This is a genomic window from Sinomonas sp. ASV322, assembly GCF_030908245.1.
Classification (GTDB): Bacteria; Actinomycetota; Actinomycetes; order Actinomycetales; family Micrococcaceae; genus Sinomonas.
Window position 1 is genome coordinate 157614 of the sequence record NZ_JAVFJJ010000003.1, and the last position, 15932, is coordinate 173545.

Genomic DNA, 15932 nt, shown 5'->3' on the forward strand with positions numbered 1-15932 from the left:
TACAAGTGGACCGTGCCTGACTACGACGTCTCCGCTGCTCTCGACACCGACTACTACGGAGTGTTCGCCGACATTCCCGCGGCCGATCGCGCCGCGTGGGACCGCGCGCGCGGGTTCGTCGACGAGGCCCTTCCGGACATGAACGGCTACTGGGACCGCGCGGAGTACCCCGTGCATCTCGTCAAGCGCATGGGCGAACTCAACCTCCTCACCGACGGGATCGAGGTTCCCGGGCTTGAGCCCATGAGCCCGCTCGCCGCGGGACTCGTGAACATGGAGATCTCACGCGGAGACGGTTCGCTCGGCACGGTCGTCGCCGTCCAGGGCGGCCTCGCGCTGCGCTCTATCGCGTTCCACGGCTCGGACGCCCAGAAGGAGCGCTGGCTCGGGCCGCTCGCGCGCGGCGAGGAGCTCGGAGCCTTCGCGCTCACCGAGCCCGACCACGGCTCAGACTCGGTGAGCCTCGAGACGACGGCTCGCTTCGAAGGTGGGCACTGGGTGCTCGACGGCGAGAAGAAGTGGATCGGGAACGGCGCCTCGGGCGGCGTGACGGTCGTGTGGGCCCGCGACGAGGAGGGCAACGTTCGCGGCTTCCTCGTCGAGCAGGACACGACCGGCTACGAGGCGGAGGTCATCGAGGGCAAGGGCTCGCTCCGTGCGATCCATCAGGCGCGCATCCGGCTCGATGGCGTGCGGATCCCGGCGGAGAACCTGCTGCCCGGGGCGAAGACGTTCAAGGACACCTCTCGCGTGCTCGTCGCGACGAGGCTCGGCGTTGCGTGGTCCGCACTCGGGCACGCGACCGCGGCGTACGAGGCGGCGCTCAGCTATGCGACGCAGCGCTTGCAGTTCGGCAAGCCCCTTGCGAAGTTCCAGCTCGTGCAGGACCGGCTCTCGCAGATGCTCGCCGAGCTCACGAGCATGCAGCTCCACTGCGTCCACCTCGCGCGTCTCGACGCCGCCGGCCTCATGAGGCCCACGCAGGCGTCGATGGCGAAGTACCACAACACCCGCAAGGCACGGTTCATCGCCTCGACCGCGCGCGACCTGCTCGGCGGCAACGGGATCCTCCTCGAAAACCATGTCATCCGCCATCTGGCGGACATTGAGTCGATCCACACGTACGAGGGGACCGAGAGCGTCCAGGCACTCCTCATCGGCCGCGACGTGACGGGCGTCGGCGCGTTCGTGTAGCCCTGTTGCGCCGTCAGATCCGCGGGGTGTCTTCGATTGCGCCGTCACCTCCGGCGGGTCCCCTGCGGTTGCGGCGGCCCCGGCGCCCGGGGGGCCCCCGGCGTGGGCGCGGGCAGGTCCGCCGGGGGCCCCCCGCGGGGACGGGACGGCGCAAGGGGACGACTGCGGACTGATCCTGTCCGCCTCCGCAGGGCATGATGGTCCCATGACGACGCCCGCCCCGAGTGCCCGCAAGGTGACGACGACGGCGGTGGCCCGCCTCCGCTTGGCCGCGCAGTGCCTTCTGCCAGGCGGTTCCGACGCGAACGGCCTCGCGCAGGCACAGGACCCCGCCTCCGCCGTGCGCCGCATGGGAGCCATCCAGAGCCAGGACCTAGGCTCTGGCCTCCTCGCCGTCGGCGTCCGGACCCGGGCGGGGACCGCGTCCGGCGTCGCGGCCGCCCTGGCGAGCGGCGCCGTCGTCCGCACGTGGACGATGCGCGGCACACTCTTCCTCGTCCCCGCGGAGGACGTGCGCTCCTTCGTCGGGCTCGCGGCCGACCGGGTCATGCGCTCGGCGGCGACCCGGCACCGGGGGCTCGGGATCGCCGAGGAGGACGTCGCCGTGGCCCGGAAAGTCGCGGAGGAATGGCTCGCGGGGGACAAGGGGCTGACCCGCCCCGAGCTCTTCGAGGCGTTCGAGGCGGCGGGCCAGCCGACCGCGGCCCAGCGGGGTATTCATCTCCTTTCCATCCTGAGCCATCGGATGGTGCTCGTGCAGGGACCGCTCCGCGGGCGGCAGCAGGAGTTCCGCCTCGCCGACGAGTGGCTCCCGCGCGGCGAAGGCCTCACGGGCGACGACGCGGTCGAGTACTTCGCGCGCCGGTACCTCGCGTCGCACGGACCCGCCGACGAACGGGACTTCGCGTGGTGGCTCGGCCAGCCGCTCGGCGTCGTGCGGGGCCCGTTCCGAGCTGCCGCGGCCGATTGCGTCCCCGTGGAATTCGACGGGCGCGAGCTGTTCTGCGCTCCCGAGGTCGCCGCGCTGCTCGATGCGCGGACCGGGGCCCGCGCGGTCGTGGCTCTTCCGGGCTTCGACGAGCTCGTCCTCGGGTATCAGGACCGCTCCGCTGCGGTCCCCGACGCGTATCTCGACCGGGTGATCCCGGGCACCAATGGGGTGTTCAAGGCAACCTTCGCGCTCGGAGGGCGAGCCGTCGGGACGTGGGTCAAGGGTGGCACCCCCGCGGCGCCCCGCGTCGTGCCCGAGCTGTTCGAGGAGCTCACGGCTTCGGCCGCGGCAGGCGTCGAGCGCGCGGCGGCACGCATCGAGGCCTACTGGGCGGGGTGAGTCCCTGGTGAGGCGCCTGCCCTTCGGCCCGCCCGCCGATCCACGCGCCCCATCATGACCGGCCCTTACCCGCTTAACAGGTGTTGGGCAGCACCGGGCATGCGGTCGAGGGCCGTTTGACCGTGTGGTTATCCACATACGGCCGAACGCGCTCGCGCGGCGCTGTGCGGGTCGGGAAGACTGATCGGCATGGAGCCCGAGGAGATTCGTTCGCGCGTGGAGACCTGCTGGCCAGCGAGGGCAGTCGCGCCGACTTCAGAATTGGTGCGTGCAGGGATCGGGGATCGGTTGCTTACCGGTGCCGTCCGAGGGGGTAGCGTGATTCGCCTCTGTCGCGGCGCCTACATCCTCGGACGGGCATGGCGTGCTGCGACTCCTTGGGAACAGTCCCTCTATCGCCTCGACGCTCATGCCGCCTCGACGTCGGGCCGGACGATCTATAGTTACGCCTCTGCCGCGAGGCTCCTCGGCTGCAGCACGTGGAACGTCGGCGAGAAGGTGCATGTCACGGTGCCGTACTCGTCGTCGTCGCGTAGCCATGGTCCTGATGTCGCGGCGCACGTCGGATCTGTCGGCGACACCGACTTGGTGGAACTTGTGCGGGAGGGGCGTGTGCTGCGGTTGACCTCGTTGAATCGCACGGTGGCCGACTGCGCCCGGATTCTCGATTTCGAGAGGGCCTCGGTCATTGGGGATCATGCGTTGCGCCTCGGAGCGACTGTGGACGGCATTGCTGAAGCCGCCCGCCGGACTGGTGCGACGCGTGGGTCCCGGCGAATCGAGCGATTGCTGCCGGTCTTGGATGCGCGCTCGGAATCGGCAGGAGAAACGAGGACGCGATTGCTCCTCGCGGGGACTAGCCTGGCGCGGCCTGAGCTGCAGTTCGAGGTCTATACCGAGGAGGGGATTTACCGCGCAGACTTCGCATGGCCCAAACTGAGGGTCATCCTTGAGTTCGACGGCGATGTCAAGTACTTCAACTATCGCCCGACTCCCGATGTTCTGCTTGCCGAACGCCGTCGGGAGAACGCCCTCCTTGCTGCAGGATGGGTCGTCGTCCGGATCCGGTGGGCCGATCTCGCCGTGCCCGGGATGGTTCTCGCGAAACTGCGGGCCGCCTTCGCTCGGGCGGCCAAGCTTGCTGGATGACAGAGTGCCGAAACACAACCGGCCCGGAACCGCAGAATCGGTGCTGGGCAGCACCGCCTTTGCGGCTCCGGGCCGGTCATACGCTGGAAGCTCGCCTACAGCGTTCCCGTGGCGATCTTGAGCATGCGGCGCAGCGGCTCGGCCGCGCCCCACAGGAGCTGATCGCCGACCGTGAAGGCCGAGATGTACTCCGGCCCCATCTCGAGCTTGCGGATGCGGCCCACGGGGATGTCGAGGGTACCCGACGCGGCCACCGGGGTCAGCTGCTCCATCGACGCCTGCTTCTCGTTCGGCACGACGCGCGCCCACTCGTTGTCCGCGTCGATGAGCTTCTCGATCTCCGCAACCGAGAGGTCCTCGCGGAGCTTGAGCGTGAGGGCCTGAGAATGCGAGCGCATGGCCCCGATCCGGACGCAGAGCCCGTCCATGATCACGGGATCGATCGAGCCACCGGCGCGGGTGCCGAGGATCTTGTTGGTCTCGACGCCCGCCTTCCACTCTTCCTTGGACTGGCCGTTGCCGAGGTCGGCGTCGATCCACGGGATGAGCGAGCCCGCGAGCGGCACGCCGAACTGGGTCGCGTCGACGCCGCCGCGCTGGGCCGCGAGCACCTTGCGGTCGATCTCGAGGATGGCCGACGCCGGGTCGGACAGTTCCGCGGCCACGGCGCCGTTGAGCGTGCCGAACTGGGTGAGGAGCTCGCGCATGTGCCGCGCACCGCCGCCGGAGGCGGCCTGGTACGTCATCGACGTGCCCCACTCGACGAGGTTGTTCCGGAACAGGCCGCCGAGGCCCATGAGCATGCACGAGACCGTGCAATTGCCGCCGACGAAGTCCTTGACCCCGGACGCGAGGCCCTCGTCGATGACACTGCGGTTGACGGGGTCGAGCACGATGATCGAGTCGTCGTTCATGCGCAGCGTCGAGGCCGCGTCGATCCACAGGCCGTCCCAGCCCGCCGCGCGGAGCTGCGGGTGCACCTTCTTCGTGTAGTCGCCGCCCTGGGCGGTCACGATGATCGGCAGCTTGGCGAGGGTCTCGACGTCGTACGCGTCCTCGAGCGACCCCGCACCGCCGGCGAATGCAGGAGCCTCACCGCCGGCGTTGGACGTCGAGAAGAACACAGGGTTGATCGAGGCGAAATCGCCCTCGTCCTGCATCCGCTCCATGAGCACGGAGCCCACCATGCCGCGCCAGCCGACAAAGCCCACCGAAGAAGTCATAGGCTCCATTCTACGGGCGGGCGGCCCCACGCCGATGTGGGCTGCGTCTCACAGCCCGCGCCCGGCCGGCCACGGCAGCCCCCGGCCCCTTCGCAGTGCCGCGGCCCGATGCTCGCGCCGTGCGGCAGCGAGCATCCACGTCGGCTTCGTTCGGTTGCCCCGCGGTGGCCTGCGGCTAACGCGATACCGCGGGGGCGGACCACCCCGTGAGGACGCTCAGCAGCGCCCGGCACAGCACTCTCGCGGTCATCAGAACGGCCCGTTCGTCTGCCTCGAAGCGCGGGTGATGGTGAGGAGCGCTCGCGGGCCCGCCGCATCCGACCCCGAGGAAGAGCCCGGGAACGCGGGTGGAGAACTCGGCGAAGTCGTCGCTTGCCGTGAGCGGCGGGACCTCCGTGACCTCGGCAAGCCCGTCCGACATGATCGCGCGCCGGGCGACGGCGGCAAGCCCGGGGTCGTTGACGAGGACCGGCGCGTGGCCCGTCCACTCGATCTCCGCGCGGCAGCCGAGCGCCGCTGCCACCCCGGAGCAGACCTCCTCGACCCGCCTCACGGCGCGCCTCGCCGTCGCTGGCTCGAGCCACCGCACGTTGCCGAGCAGCGTCACGTCCTCCGGCGCAGCGTTCGCGGCGTCCCCGCCGTGCACCGCGCCAATTCCGAGCACGAGGAGCTCATCCGGCGGCGTTTCGCGCGCGCTCACGGCCTGGAGCGCCGTCGTGAGGTGAGCCGTGGCGAGGATCGCGTCGGCGAACTGGCCCGGGGTTCCCGCGTGCCCGGCCCCGCCCGAGACGGTCGTGTGGAAGAAATCGGCTCCCGAGAGCACAGCGCCGGGATTGACGGTGACGGTCCCGTATGGAACCCCCGAGAGAACGTGGGCGCCGAGCGCGCCGTCGACCCCCTCGAGAACACCGTCGGCGAGCATCGGCGCCGCGCCCGCGAGAAGCTCCTCGGCTGGCTGGAGGCAGAACCGGACGCTGCCGGGCAGGCGGTCCCGCAGCCGGGAGAGGACCGTGGCGACACCGAGTGCGGCGGCAAGATGCACGTCGTGACCGCACAGATGCGCCGCTGAGCCGGTCGCGGCGAACTCGAGTCCCGAGGCCTCGCGGATCGGGAGGGCATCGAGTTCGGCCCGCACGAGGACGCGGGGTCCCGGCGCGGTGCCGTCGAGGTCGGCGATCACCCCCGCGCCGCCAACGCCGGTCCTCACCGACAGACCCAAGTGCCTCAGCTCGACGGCCATGAGGCCCGCGGTGCGGCTCACGTCGAACCCCACTTCGGGATGGGCGTGGACGTCGCGCCGCACGGCGACGAGCCTCGTCTCGAGGTCCACGAGCTCGCGGTCGGCCTCGGCGGCCAGCGCGGAAGGTCCCTTCCGCGCGGAAGGCCGGAGCGCCGTCGTCCGTTCAACGCTCACGACGACGCGGCCTCCGGAGCCGGGAAGAAGCCCAGCTGCATGAGCATGGCGAGCTGATCCACCACATGCCAATGCTCGGCGAGGCGACCGTCCGCGACGCGGTAGATGTCGATGCCTGCGATGTCGAACGGCTTGCCCGAGGCGGGGAGCCCGAGGAACGGCTCGACGTGCGTCCCTCGATTGCGCCAGCGGACGACGACGCGATCGCCTTCCGCGACGACGTCCTCGACCGTGAACCGCGGCTCGAGCGCCGTGACGAGCATCGATACGCGATCGCGAAGGCCCGACCGCCCTTCGCCCTGGCCCGGCATCGGATCGTTTTCGACGTAGTCCTCGACCGCGATCTGGTCGATGACGTCGAGGGACCGCCCGTTGAGCACCTCGTGGTACAGGCGGTCCACGAGGCTGCGGGATGTTTCGGATGACATGGCGTCCTCCTTCTGATTTCTGAGTTCGTAGCGACCTGGTACGGAACAGCGTGCGCCGTCGCGCGGCGCGGGGCCACGACGCGAACTCACCGAGTGGCCCACCGACTTCGACGGTGAGGTCCCCGGCTGGCGGTCCGCCGCCTTAGCCTTGGCGTGGAAGGAAGGTGTCGCATGGGCGCAGACACGGCGTTGTCCTACGAACTCCGACGGCTGCGCGCCGCGGCGGGACTGACCCAGGAGGAACTCGCCGAGCGCGCGGGGATCAGCGTTCGTGCCGTGAGCGACGCTGAGCGCGGTCTTCGCGGACACCTCTATCCCGCGACGGCGGCGCGGCTGGCCGACGCGCTCGGCCTCGCAGGCTCTCCGAAGGACCGGTTCACCGCCCTCGCCCGCGGGATCGCCGGACCTGGCGGCCAGCTGGTCCCGCTGCCGGCCCCCGCGACGCCGCTGCTCGGCCGCGACAAGGCTCTGGACGAGCTCACCGCCAGCCTCGGGGATCCCTCGACGCGACTCGTCACGCTCATCGGTCCGGGCGGCGTGGGCAAGACGCGGCTCGCCGTCGCGGCGGCCGAAAGGTGTGCGCCGCTGTTCGACGACGGCGTGGCCTTCGTCCAGCTCGCAAGCTGCCGAGATGCGGACGCTGCCGGCCTCGCGATCGCGACCGCCGTGGGTGCCAACGTGGCGCACGGCACGGTCACGGACATGCTGTGCGCGGCGATCGGGGAGCGCCGGATGCTGATTCTGTGCGACACGTTCGAAGGAGTCGTCGGGGCCGCGCCCCTCATCGCCGAGGTCCTCGCGCGCTGCCGGGGCACGAGCGTCCTCGCGACGAGCCGGACCCCGCTGCGGCTCCTCGCCGAGCGCCTCATGCGGGTGGATCCGCTCGAAGCCCCCGCGGCGCACGAGCTGTTCGTCGAACGTGCCCGGGACGCGCGGCCGGGCGTCGACCTCTCGGGCTCGCGCGAGCTCGTCACGGATATCTGTGCGCGGGTTCAAGGGGTTCCGCTCGCGGTCGAGCTCGCCGCGGCGCGCGTGGCCCACCTCGGACTCGGAGAGCTCAGAGAGCGTCTGAGCCACCAGCTCGCGATTCTCACCGGGGGACCGGTCGACGACGACGCCCGGCACCGGACGATCGAGGCGACCGTCGCGTGGAGCTACGGGCTGCTCGGAGACGCGCCCGCGGATGCCCTCGCCCAGCTCGCGGTGTTCGACGGCTGGGACCTCGCCGCCGCCAGCGCTGTCCTCGGCCGCGACGCGCTCGCGGACGTGACCGCCCTCGTCGATCAGAGCCTCGCCGTCGCGCCGTCGCCGACCGACATCCACGGCCGGTACCGGATGCTGGACGCAGTGCGGGAGTTCGGTGCCGCCCGGCTGGTGGAATCCGGCGAGGACGCTGCCGCCCATGATCGCCACGCGGCATGGTTCCTCCGCGCCGCGGAGTCGGCGGCCGTCGCGATGCGGCAGGCCGGCCAGCACGGGGCGCATTGGGAAGCGTCCGCGGACCTCGGCAACCTCCGGCTCGCCTTCCGGTGGTTCACCGATGCCGGCCGCGCCGTCGAGGCCTTGCGTGTTGCCACCTCGCTGTGGATGTTCTGGCTCTGGGAAGGGGGATTCTCCGAGGGCCGTGCGTGGCTGCGCACGGCCCTGGCCTCCGCGGACGATGCCGACGCGGCGCTCGCCGCGCGGGCGAGGTGGGGAGCGGGCTGGCTCGCGTACCACCAGGGCGACTATGCCGAGGCGCGCATCCACGCGAGCGCGCTGCGGCACCTCGCGGACGCGGGCGGCCCGGGGGAGCGCCGCAACGCGCTCACGCTCCGGGGCATGATCGCGCTCGCGGATCGCCGCACCGCCGAGGCTGCCGGGCTGCTCGGCGAGGCGCTCGCGGTGGCGCGGGAGATCGTCGGAGACCCGTGGCTCGTGGCGGTCTCGACGCTCAACGATGGCGCCGGGCTCGCGCTTTCGGGCCACCGCGACGAAGCGGAGCGCCGCTTCGTGGAGGCGCGGGATCGGTTCGCCGCGCTCGGCGACGAGACGTACCGGGCTCGCGCCCTCCGTCACCTTGCGGCGGTCCGGCTCCTCGCGGGGGATCCCGGCACAGCGCGCACATGCCTCGACGAGAGCCTCGAGATTGTCAGGGCTGCCGACGATCGCTGGGGCCTCGCCGAGACCCTCGAGAGCCGTGCGCATGCCGCCGCAGTGGCGGGCGACGTGCGAGGAGCGGGCACGCTCGCGGCGAGGGCCGCCGTCCTGCGTCGCTCTCTCGGCGTGGCTCCGCATCCGTTCGACGCGATCCTCGCCGAGCGCCACCTCGGCCCCCTCCGCGGCGCGGAAGCGTTCGTGGCCGGCTCGCGCGAGGGCACCGACGGCGGCGAGCTGGCCTGGGAGGCCTGAACCCGTCGCGTCGGGGTCAGCGCCGGTAGAGCTCGATCCGGTAGCGGATGCCCGTCCGCGACTCGAGCCACGCGCCGTCGGCTGGCTCGGCGGAGGCGAGAGCCCATTCGGGGCCGAGCTTCGGGGCGAACGCGTCTCCCTCGAGGTCCAGGTCGAGATGCGTCACCACCGCGGTGTTGACCGCGTCGAGCGGGAGCGCCTGAGCGAACAGCTCCCCGCCGCCAATGAGCCACGTGCGCGCTCCGCCGGGCGCGGACGTCGCCGCTGCGAGGGCCTCGTCGAGCGAATGGACGACGACGGCGCCGTCCGCCTCCCAGCCCTGCCGGCGGGTCACGACGATATTCGTCCGTTCTGAGAACGGCCTGAACCGAGGTGGGATCGAGTCCCACGTCTTCCGGCCCATGACCACAGGGTGCCCCTTCGTCACGGACGCGAAGTGGGCCATGTCCTCGGGGACGTGCCACGGCATCGTCCCGTCGCGGCCGATCACGCCGCCGTGGGTCTGCGCCCAGATGAGCCCGACGCCTTCGCTCAGGTTCGCGTCCGCGGGCGTCGGGGCGAGGTCGGTCGCGCTCAGAGGATCGTTCATCCGGCTCACACCGCGATGGGCGCCTTGATCGTCGGGTGGTGCTCGTAGCCGACGATCTCGAAGTCCTCGTAGCGGTAGTCGAAGATGCTCTCGGGCTTACGGGCGATCTTCAAGGTCGGATAGGGGTACGGCTCGCGCGAGAGCTGCTCCCGGACCTGCCCGACGTGATTGTCGTAGATGTGGCAGTCGCCGCCCGTCCACACGAACTCGCCGACGTTGAGGCCGAGCTGCTGCGCCATCATGTGCGTGAGGAGCGAGTACGAGGCGATGTTGAACGGGACCCCGAGGAACATGTCCGCGCTGCGCTGGTAGAGCTGGCACGAGAGCTTCCCCGGGGCTGTTCCTTCGCGGTCTCCCGCAGGCTCGACGTAGAACTGAAAGAAGGCGTGGCACGGCGGGAGAGCCATCTTGGAGAGCTCCGCGACGTTCCACGCCGAGACGATGTGGCGCCGCGAATCCGGGTTGTTCCGCAGCGAGTCCACGACCGCCGCGATCTGGTCGATGTGCTGGCCGTCCGGCGTGGGCCACGAGCGCCACTGGACGCCGTAGACGGGGCCGAGCTCGCCGTCGTCGTCCGCCCATTCGTCCCAGATCGTGACGCCCTGCTCCTGCATCCAGCGCACGTTCGAGTCGCCGCGCAGGAACCAGAGGAGCTCGACCGCGACGGACTTGAAGTGCACGCGCTTGGTGGTCACGAGCGGGAAGCCCTCGGCGAGGTCGAAGCGGATCTGACGCCCGAACACGCTGCGCGTGCCCGTCCCCGTGCGGTCCGACTTGTGCGCGCCGTGCTCGAGGACATCGCGGAGGAGGTCCTCATAAGGGGAGGCAGTGCGCGTGACCGGGCGCGTGAAGGTGGGCATGAACACAGCCTAGTCGTCGTACGGCTTGAACTGCTCGATCGCAACGACCCGCGCCGGCCCCTCGACGGGGACGTGGAACACGATCATCTCGCCGGCCGCGAGGAACGGGTCCTCGGTGGGCAGCTCAGTCTCGAGCCCCGGCTCGCAGCGGAGAACGAAGGACGCGAGGAGCGTGGGCAGCACGGGCCGGTGGGAGCACAGGACCACGCTCTGGCGCTTGTCGAAGAGACGGTCGACTGCCGCGGCCGCCCGGTCCGGCTTGCGCTTGTGCGAGGCTTCCGTGAGCCGGTCGTCGAGCTTGACCTTGACGCGGCCGTTCGCCGACGCGATGTAGGGGCGGACGGTGTCGACGCAGCGCCGCCACGGGCTTGTCACGACGCGTTCGGGGCTCCACACGCCGAGAAGCCGGCCGACGGCGGCCGCCTGACGGACGCCGGATGCCGCGAGCGTGCGGTCCCCCTCGGCCTTCGTCCACGACGCGCGGGGCTTGGCCTTCGCATGCCGAAGGAGCACGAGGGGCCTCGTGTCGAGCTCGCCGCGTCGGTGCGCTTCGGCGAGCCAGCGCAGGGGGACGACGTCGGTCTGGTTGGTCAGGAGCGCCGCAGCTTCTTCGAGTCCGCACCAGTGCGTCGCGTCAACCTCGGTGCCGTCCGGGCTGACGACGGCGGACTGGGGCACCTTGAGCGCCCAATAGTGCACGATCTTGGGCCCGAGCGCCACGTGATAGCTCGTGGACGGGAGCGGGATGCCGAGCGGCTCCTCGAGCCCGATCTCCTCGCGCACTTCGCGGGCTGCGCACTCCGGCATCGTCTCGCCTCGGTCGAGCTTGCCCTTGGGCCAGGACCAGTCGTCGTAGCGGGGTCGATGGATGAGGAGGACTTCGAGTTCGGCCGAGCGCACACGCCACGGGATGGCCCCGGCGGCGTAGACGGCCACGGGCTCGCCCGCGTGGTCCACCTGCTCGGCCGTGTGGTCCACCTGCTCGGCCGTGCGGTCCACCGGCTTGGCGGTTTCGGGCTGATCAGTCATCGTCACCGGAGCGCGGCGGATCGCTGTCGTGCGCGGGACGCGAGCAGCCAGGACTGGACGTCTTGGAGGACCCGTCCGTCGCCATCGAGATGGTGGCGCGTCCACGTGCCGGACTCGTCGAGGTGCCAGCTCGCCGTGCCATCGTCCATGTATCGGTCGAGGAGTGCGATGAGGTCGTTGATGTCCTCGCGGTTCCTCAGCTGCACGAGGGCCTCGACGCGGCGGTCGAGGTTGCGGTGCATCATGTCGGCAGAGCCGATGTAGACGACAGGGTTCCCGCCGTTGGCGAACGCGAACACCCTCGAGTGCTCGAGGAAGCGGCCGAGGACTGAACGGACCGTGATGTTCTCGCTCAGACCGGGCACACCCGGGCGCAGCGAGCAGATCCCGCGCACGATGATGTCCACCTTCACGCCCGCCTGCGAGGCGCGGTACAGCGAGTCGATCGTCGCCTCGTCGACCATCGAGTTGACCTTGATGACGACCCGAGAGCGGAGCCCTGCGCGCGCATTCTTGATCTCTGTCTCGATGCGGTCGATGAGGCCCGAGCGGATCGAGCGGGGCGCGACGAGGAGGCGCTTGAACGTTGACTTCGGCGCGTAGCCCGAGAGCTGGTTGAAGAGCCTCGAGAGATCCTCGCCGACCTGCTCGTCGCACGTGAGCAGACCGAAGTCCTCGTAGTAGCGGGCCGTGCGCGGGTGGTAGTTGCCCGTGCCGATGTGACAGTAGCGGCGAAGCCCGTCGTTCTCCTGCCGCACGACGAGGGAGAGCTTGCAGTGCGTCTTGAGGCCCACGATGCCGTAGACGACATGCACCCCGGCCTGCTCGAGCTTGCGGGCCCATGAGATGTTGGCCTGCTCGTCGAAGCGGGCTTTGATCTCGACGAGGGCAAGGACCTGCTTGCCCGCCTCGGCCGCGTCGATGAGCGCGTCGACGATCGGCGAATCCCCGGACGTGCGGTAGAGCGTCTGCTTGATCGCCTGGACCTTGGGGTCCGCGGCGGCCTGCTCGAGGAAGGCCTGGACCGACGTCGAGAACGAGTCGTAGGGGTGCTGGAGCAGGATGTCGCGCCGCCGCATCGCGGCGAAGACGTTGGCCGCCTTCGCCGTCTCCGACTCGTTGAGGAAGCGCGACGTGTGGGCGAGCTGCTTCGGGTAGTGGAGCTCCGTCCGGTCGATCCCGCTGATGACGGAGAGGCCGCGCAGGTCGAGCGGAGCGGGCAGCGAGTAGACCTCGGACTCCTCGACGCCGAGCTCGCGCACGAGGAGCGCACGGATGTTCGGGTTGATGTCCGTCGTGACCTCGAGGCGGACGGGCGGTCCGAACCGACGCCGCAGGAGTTCCTTCTCGAGCGCCTGGAGGAGGTTCTCGGCGTCGTCCTCTTCGACCTCGAGGTCCTCGTTGCGCGTGACGCGGAACGTGTGGTGCTCGACGACTTCCATGCCCGGGAAGAGCTGGTCGAGGTGGACGGCGATGAGCTCCTCGAGCGGGATGAACCGCGCGAGCCGTCCCGCGACATTGCCCGCGCGCGGGCCGTCGACCGAGATGAGGCGCGGGAGCTGGTCCGGCACCTTGAGGCGCGCGAAGAGATCCTTGTCGCTCACGGGATTCCGGACGACGACGGCGAGGTTGAGGGAGAGGCCCGAGATGTACGGGAACGGGTGCGCGGGATCGACCGCAAGCGGGGTCAGGATCGGGAAGACCTGCTCGGCGAAGAGCTCGCTCAGGCGCTCGTGCTCCGACTCCCCGAGGTCGTCCCACGAGACGAGCTTGATGCCCGCGTTCTCGAGCGACGGGCGGATGTGGTCGGCGAACGCGCGGCAGTGCCGCTCCTGGAGCTCGTAGGCCGCGACGGAGATCTGGTCGAGCACCTCGTGGGGGCTCAGGCCGGACGCGGACGGGACCGCGAGGCCCGTCGCGATGCGCCGCTTGAGGCCCGCGACGCGCACCATGAAGAACTCGTCGAGGTTGGACGCGAAGATCGAGAGGAAGTTGACGCGCTCCAGGAGGAACAGCTCGGGGTCCTCGGCGAGCTCGAGCACGCGGGCGTTGAACGCGAGCCAGCTCAGTTCGCGGTCGAGGAAGCGATCCGGGCCGATCTCGCCCTCGGGGGAGGGGCTCGGGAGGAACTGCGGGATGTCGATCCGGTCTTCGGTGGCCCGCGACGCCGGGACCTCCGAAGAGCCGAAGACGGGCACCGCCGTCGTGCGCAGCGTCGGTCGGGTCGACACGGCGACGGCAAGGTCGGTGATCTGCGGCGCCGTTGCTGCAGGGCTCTCGTGCTGGGATTCGGTCACTGTTCCTCCGCTGGAGCTCTGATGTAGTCCGGATCCAGCCTACAAGGGCTTCCGGCCTGATGCGCGGGCGGGCCCCGCCTCACGCATGCGTTCGGCGTTACGCCTCTTCCGGATCCCCCGGGCCGTAGAGGACGTCCTTGTCCCACAGGGTGAAACCGAGCTTGCGGTAGAGCGCGACGGCGGCCGGGTTGTCCGCGTCGGTGTACAGCATGACGGTCTTGAGCCCCTTGCCGCGCAGGTAGTCGATTCCCGTTCGGGTGAGCGCGAGCCCGAGGCCACGCCCCTGCGCCGCCGGGTCGACGCCGACGACGTAGACCTCGCCGACCGCCCGGTGCTCGCCGTGGGCCGGATGCACCTTCGTCCAGTGGAAGCCCAGGATGCGGTCGTCGTCGTCGACCGCGAGGAAGAAGCCGGCGGGGTCGAACCACGGCTCGCCCATGCGCGCCTCGAGGTCGCTCCGGCGGAGGGCCCCTTGCTCAGGGTGATCGGCGAACGCCGCCCGGTTCGCCGCGAGCCACGCGTCCTCGTCGAGTCCCGGCTCGAACGTGCGGATCGTGACGCCCTCCGGAAGGGTCGGCGCGGGGCCGTCCTCGTGCCGGACGAGCACCATCTTCCAGAGCTCCCGCAAGGGCGCGAACCCGTAGAGGGCCGCGAGCTCGGCGGCGGCCTCGTGGTTGCCGTGCGACCACGCCGTGAGCCGCGCACGCCCGCCGGGACCGCGCAGATCGCGGATGGCCTCGACGAGCCGCACCCCCACGCCCTGGTTCCGGTACGTGGGGTGCACGGCGAGCTCGAGCACGCCCTCGCCGGCCTCCCTGAAGGCGATGGCCGCGATTCCCGCGAGGTCCTCGGGCGCCGACGAGCCTGACGTGTCGTCGAGAGCGTGGACCGCGATCGTCAGGATTTCCTCGGCTCGGGTCTCGGGCGACCGCATGAGGACGGTCGTCTGCTCCGAAAGGGACGGGTTGCCGTCGGATTCCTCCGCGGCGGCGAGGAGGGCCTCGATCTCCGTCCAGAGTGCCCGGGGTACACGGCCTTCGACGACGGTGGCCGGCCAGTCCTGCGGGTAAGCGCTCGTCATGGAGCAAGGCTAGCGAATGCGTCCGCCGCGTGGGCGGTTTGCCCGGCTGCGAGGCTCCTGTGTACAGTGGATGACCGCGGCTCGCCCGCGCGAGGGGGATCCACCAGTGGGGTGGCCTCGATACGTTCGACCCGTATGTCCTCCACAGAATGACCCAGAAGACCCCGCACCGGGAACGGGTGCGGGGTCTTCTGCGTCGTGGCCCCGGGGCATCGGGGCCTCCTGTGCCTGCGGTCGTCGGGCCCTACGCGTCGCTGAGCTCGTCCTCGCTGAGCCGCGTGAGTGTGAGGCGGTAGCCGACGTTGCGGACCGTTCCGATGAGGCCCTCGTGGTCCGGGCCGAGCTTCGCGCGCAGGCGCCGCACGTGAACGTCGACCGTGCGCGTGCCGCCGTAATAGTCGTAGCCCCACACCTCGGTGAGGAGCTGTTGGCGCGTGAACACGCGGCCGGGATGCTGCGCGAGGTACTTCAGGAGCTCGAACTCCTTGAACGTGAGGTTCAGTGCCTCTCCGTTGACCCTCGCCGTATAGCTCGCCTCATCGATGACGACGCCCGCGGCGCGGATCTCCGTGTCGGGCTCCTCGACGTGCGCGCTGCGGGAGATGGCGAGGCGGATGCGGGCCTCGATCTCTGCAGGCCCGGCCGATTCGAGGATGATGTCATCGACGGCCCACGCCGCCGACACCGCGGCCATGCCGCCCTCCGTGAGGATGAGCAGGAGCGGCGAGCTGAGCCCCGTGGCCTTGAGGAGCTGGGTCAGCGAGCGGGCGCCGACGAGGTCCTTGCGGGCGTCGAGGAAGATCACGTCGGCCGGATCGGCGTCGAGGAGGGCGGTCGGTTCCGCGGGGAGGATGTGAACCTGATGATTCAGAAGTTCGAGCGCAGGTAGAACGTCAACCGAGGAGCCTCGGCTGTTGGTCAGCAGCAAGATGTGCGACATGGTTCCT

Annotated in this window: 13 protein-coding genes; 4 read left to right on the forward strand and 9 right to left on the reverse strand. The window is 70.4% G+C overall.

Annotated features, from left to right (window positions below; all coding sequences use genetic code 11):
* The first annotated feature begins 12 nt into the window (after positions 1–12).
* The 3 genes from RBS12_RS05490 to RBS12_RS05500 all read left to right on the forward strand — a co-directional run bounded on the left by RBS12_RS05490 (position 13) and on the right by RBS12_RS05500 (position 3673).
* Complete coding sequence (locus RBS12_RS05490; RefSeq protein ID WP_307965069.1) at positions 13–1194, forward strand: acyl-CoA dehydrogenase family protein; 1182 nt, start codon at positions 13–15, stop codon at positions 1192–1194.
* A gap of 205 nt (positions 1195–1399) precedes the next feature.
* A complete protein-coding gene (locus tag RBS12_RS05495) occupies positions 1400–2524 on the forward strand; it encodes a winged helix DNA-binding domain-containing protein (protein WP_307965070.1) in 1125 nt (374 codons plus the stop codon).
* Between the two features lie 189 nt (positions 2525–2713).
* Positions 2714–3673: a hypothetical protein gene (locus tag RBS12_RS05500; RefSeq protein WP_307965071.1), complete on the forward strand. Its 960-nt coding sequence runs from the start codon at positions 2714–2716 to the stop codon at positions 3671–3673.
* 95 nt (positions 3674–3768) lie between these two features.
* Here RBS12_RS05500 and asd read toward each other — a convergent pair whose 3' ends face one another.
* From asd to RBS12_RS05515, 3 genes are all read right to left on the reverse strand, one after another.
* Positions 3769–4896: an aspartate-semialdehyde dehydrogenase gene (gene asd, locus RBS12_RS05505; RefSeq protein ID WP_307965072.1), complete on the reverse strand. Its 1128-nt coding sequence runs from the start codon at positions 4894–4896 to the stop codon at positions 3769–3771.
* 175 nt (positions 4897–5071) lie between these two features.
* Positions 5072–6310 carry an amidohydrolase gene (locus RBS12_RS05510; protein ID WP_307965073.1) on the reverse strand — a complete coding sequence of 413 codons (1239 nt, stop codon included), beginning with the start codon at positions 6308–6310 and terminating at the stop codon, positions 5072–5074.
* Positions 6307–6738 carry an ester cyclase gene (locus RBS12_RS05515; protein WP_307965074.1) on the reverse strand — a complete coding sequence of 144 codons (432 nt, stop codon included), beginning with the start codon at positions 6736–6738 and terminating at the stop codon, positions 6307–6309. The genes RBS12_RS05510 and RBS12_RS05515 overlap by 4 nt, the downstream gene beginning before the upstream one ends.
* 171 nt (positions 6739–6909) lie before the next feature.
* Here RBS12_RS05515 and RBS12_RS05520 point away from each other — a divergent pair, with 171 nt between their 5' ends.
* Complete coding sequence (locus RBS12_RS05520) at positions 6910–9129, forward strand: helix-turn-helix domain-containing protein (protein WP_307965075.1); 2220 nt, start codon at positions 6910–6912, stop codon at positions 9127–9129.
* Between the two features lie 16 nt (positions 9130–9145).
* Here the strand turns inward: RBS12_RS05520 and RBS12_RS05525 are convergent, their stop codons facing one another.
* The 6 genes from RBS12_RS05525 to RBS12_RS05550 form a co-directional block, all read right to left on the reverse strand.
* Positions 9146–9718 (reverse strand): dihydrofolate reductase, encoded by a 573-nt coding sequence (locus RBS12_RS05525; protein WP_307965287.1) that lies wholly within the window; start codon positions 9716–9718, stop codon positions 9146–9148.
* Between the two features lie 5 nt (positions 9719–9723).
* Entirely contained in the window at positions 9724–10578 is an 855-nt protein-coding gene (locus RBS12_RS05530; protein ID WP_307965076.1) for a thymidylate synthase, read from the reverse strand.
* Positions 10579–10587: 9 nt separating this feature from the next.
* Complete coding sequence (locus RBS12_RS05535; protein WP_307965077.1) at positions 10588–11607, reverse strand: NUDIX hydrolase; 1020 nt, start codon at positions 11605–11607, stop codon at positions 10588–10590.
* Between the two features lie 2 nt (positions 11608–11609).
* Positions 11610–13838: an RNA degradosome polyphosphate kinase gene (locus RBS12_RS05540; RefSeq protein ID WP_307965288.1), complete on the reverse strand. Its 2229-nt coding sequence runs from the start codon at positions 13836–13838 to the stop codon at positions 11610–11612.
* 163 nt (positions 13839–14001) lie between these two features.
* Entirely contained in the window at positions 14002–14985 is a 984-nt protein-coding gene (mshD, locus tag RBS12_RS05545; protein WP_307965078.1) for a mycothiol synthase, read from the reverse strand.
* Positions 14986–15229: 244 nt separating this feature from the next.
* Positions 15230–15925: a response regulator transcription factor gene (locus RBS12_RS05550; RefSeq protein ID WP_307965079.1), complete on the reverse strand. Its 696-nt coding sequence runs from the start codon at positions 15923–15925 to the stop codon at positions 15230–15232.
* Between the last annotated feature and the right edge of the window lie 7 nt (positions 15926–15932).

What these genes read in the sequence shown, in the direction of transcription:
- RBS12_RS05495 (WP_307965070.1), top strand. Translation starts at nt 1,400, where the DNA reads ATGACGACGCCCGCCCCGAGTGCCCGCAAGGTGACGACGACGGCGGTG.
- RBS12_RS05500 (WP_307965071.1), top strand. Translation starts at nt 2,714, where the DNA reads ATGGAGCCCGAGGAGATTCGTTCGCGCGTGGAGACCTGCTGGCCAGCG.
- asd (WP_307965072.1), bottom strand. Translation starts at nt 4,896, where the DNA reads ATGACTTCTTCGGTGGGCTTTGTCGGCTGGCGCGGCATGGTGGGCTCC.
- RBS12_RS05515 (WP_307965074.1), bottom strand. Translation starts at nt 6,738, where the DNA reads ATGTCATCCGAAACATCCCGCAGCCTCGTGGACCGCCTGTACCACGAG.
- RBS12_RS05520 (WP_307965075.1), top strand. Translation starts at nt 6,910, where the DNA reads ATGGGCGCAGACACGGCGTTGTCCTACGAACTCCGACGGCTGCGCGCC.
- RBS12_RS05525 (WP_307965287.1), bottom strand. Translation starts at nt 9,718, where the DNA reads ATGAACGATCCTCTGAGCGCGACCGACCTCGCCCCGACGCCCGCGGAC.
- RBS12_RS05530 (WP_307965076.1), bottom strand. Translation starts at nt 10,578, where the DNA reads ATGCCCACCTTCACGCGCCCGGTCACGCGCACTGCCTCCCCTTATGAG.
- RBS12_RS05535 (WP_307965077.1), bottom strand. Translation starts at nt 11,607, where the DNA reads ATGACTGATCAGCCCGAAACCGCCAAGCCGGTGGACCGCACGGCCGAG.
- mshD (WP_307965078.1), bottom strand. Translation starts at nt 14,985, where the DNA reads ATGACGAGCGCTTACCCGCAGGACTGGCCGGCCACCGTCGTCGAAGGC.
- RBS12_RS05550 (WP_307965079.1), bottom strand. Translation starts at nt 15,925, where the DNA reads ATGTCGCACATCTTGCTGCTGACCAACAGCCGAGGCTCCTCGGTTGAC.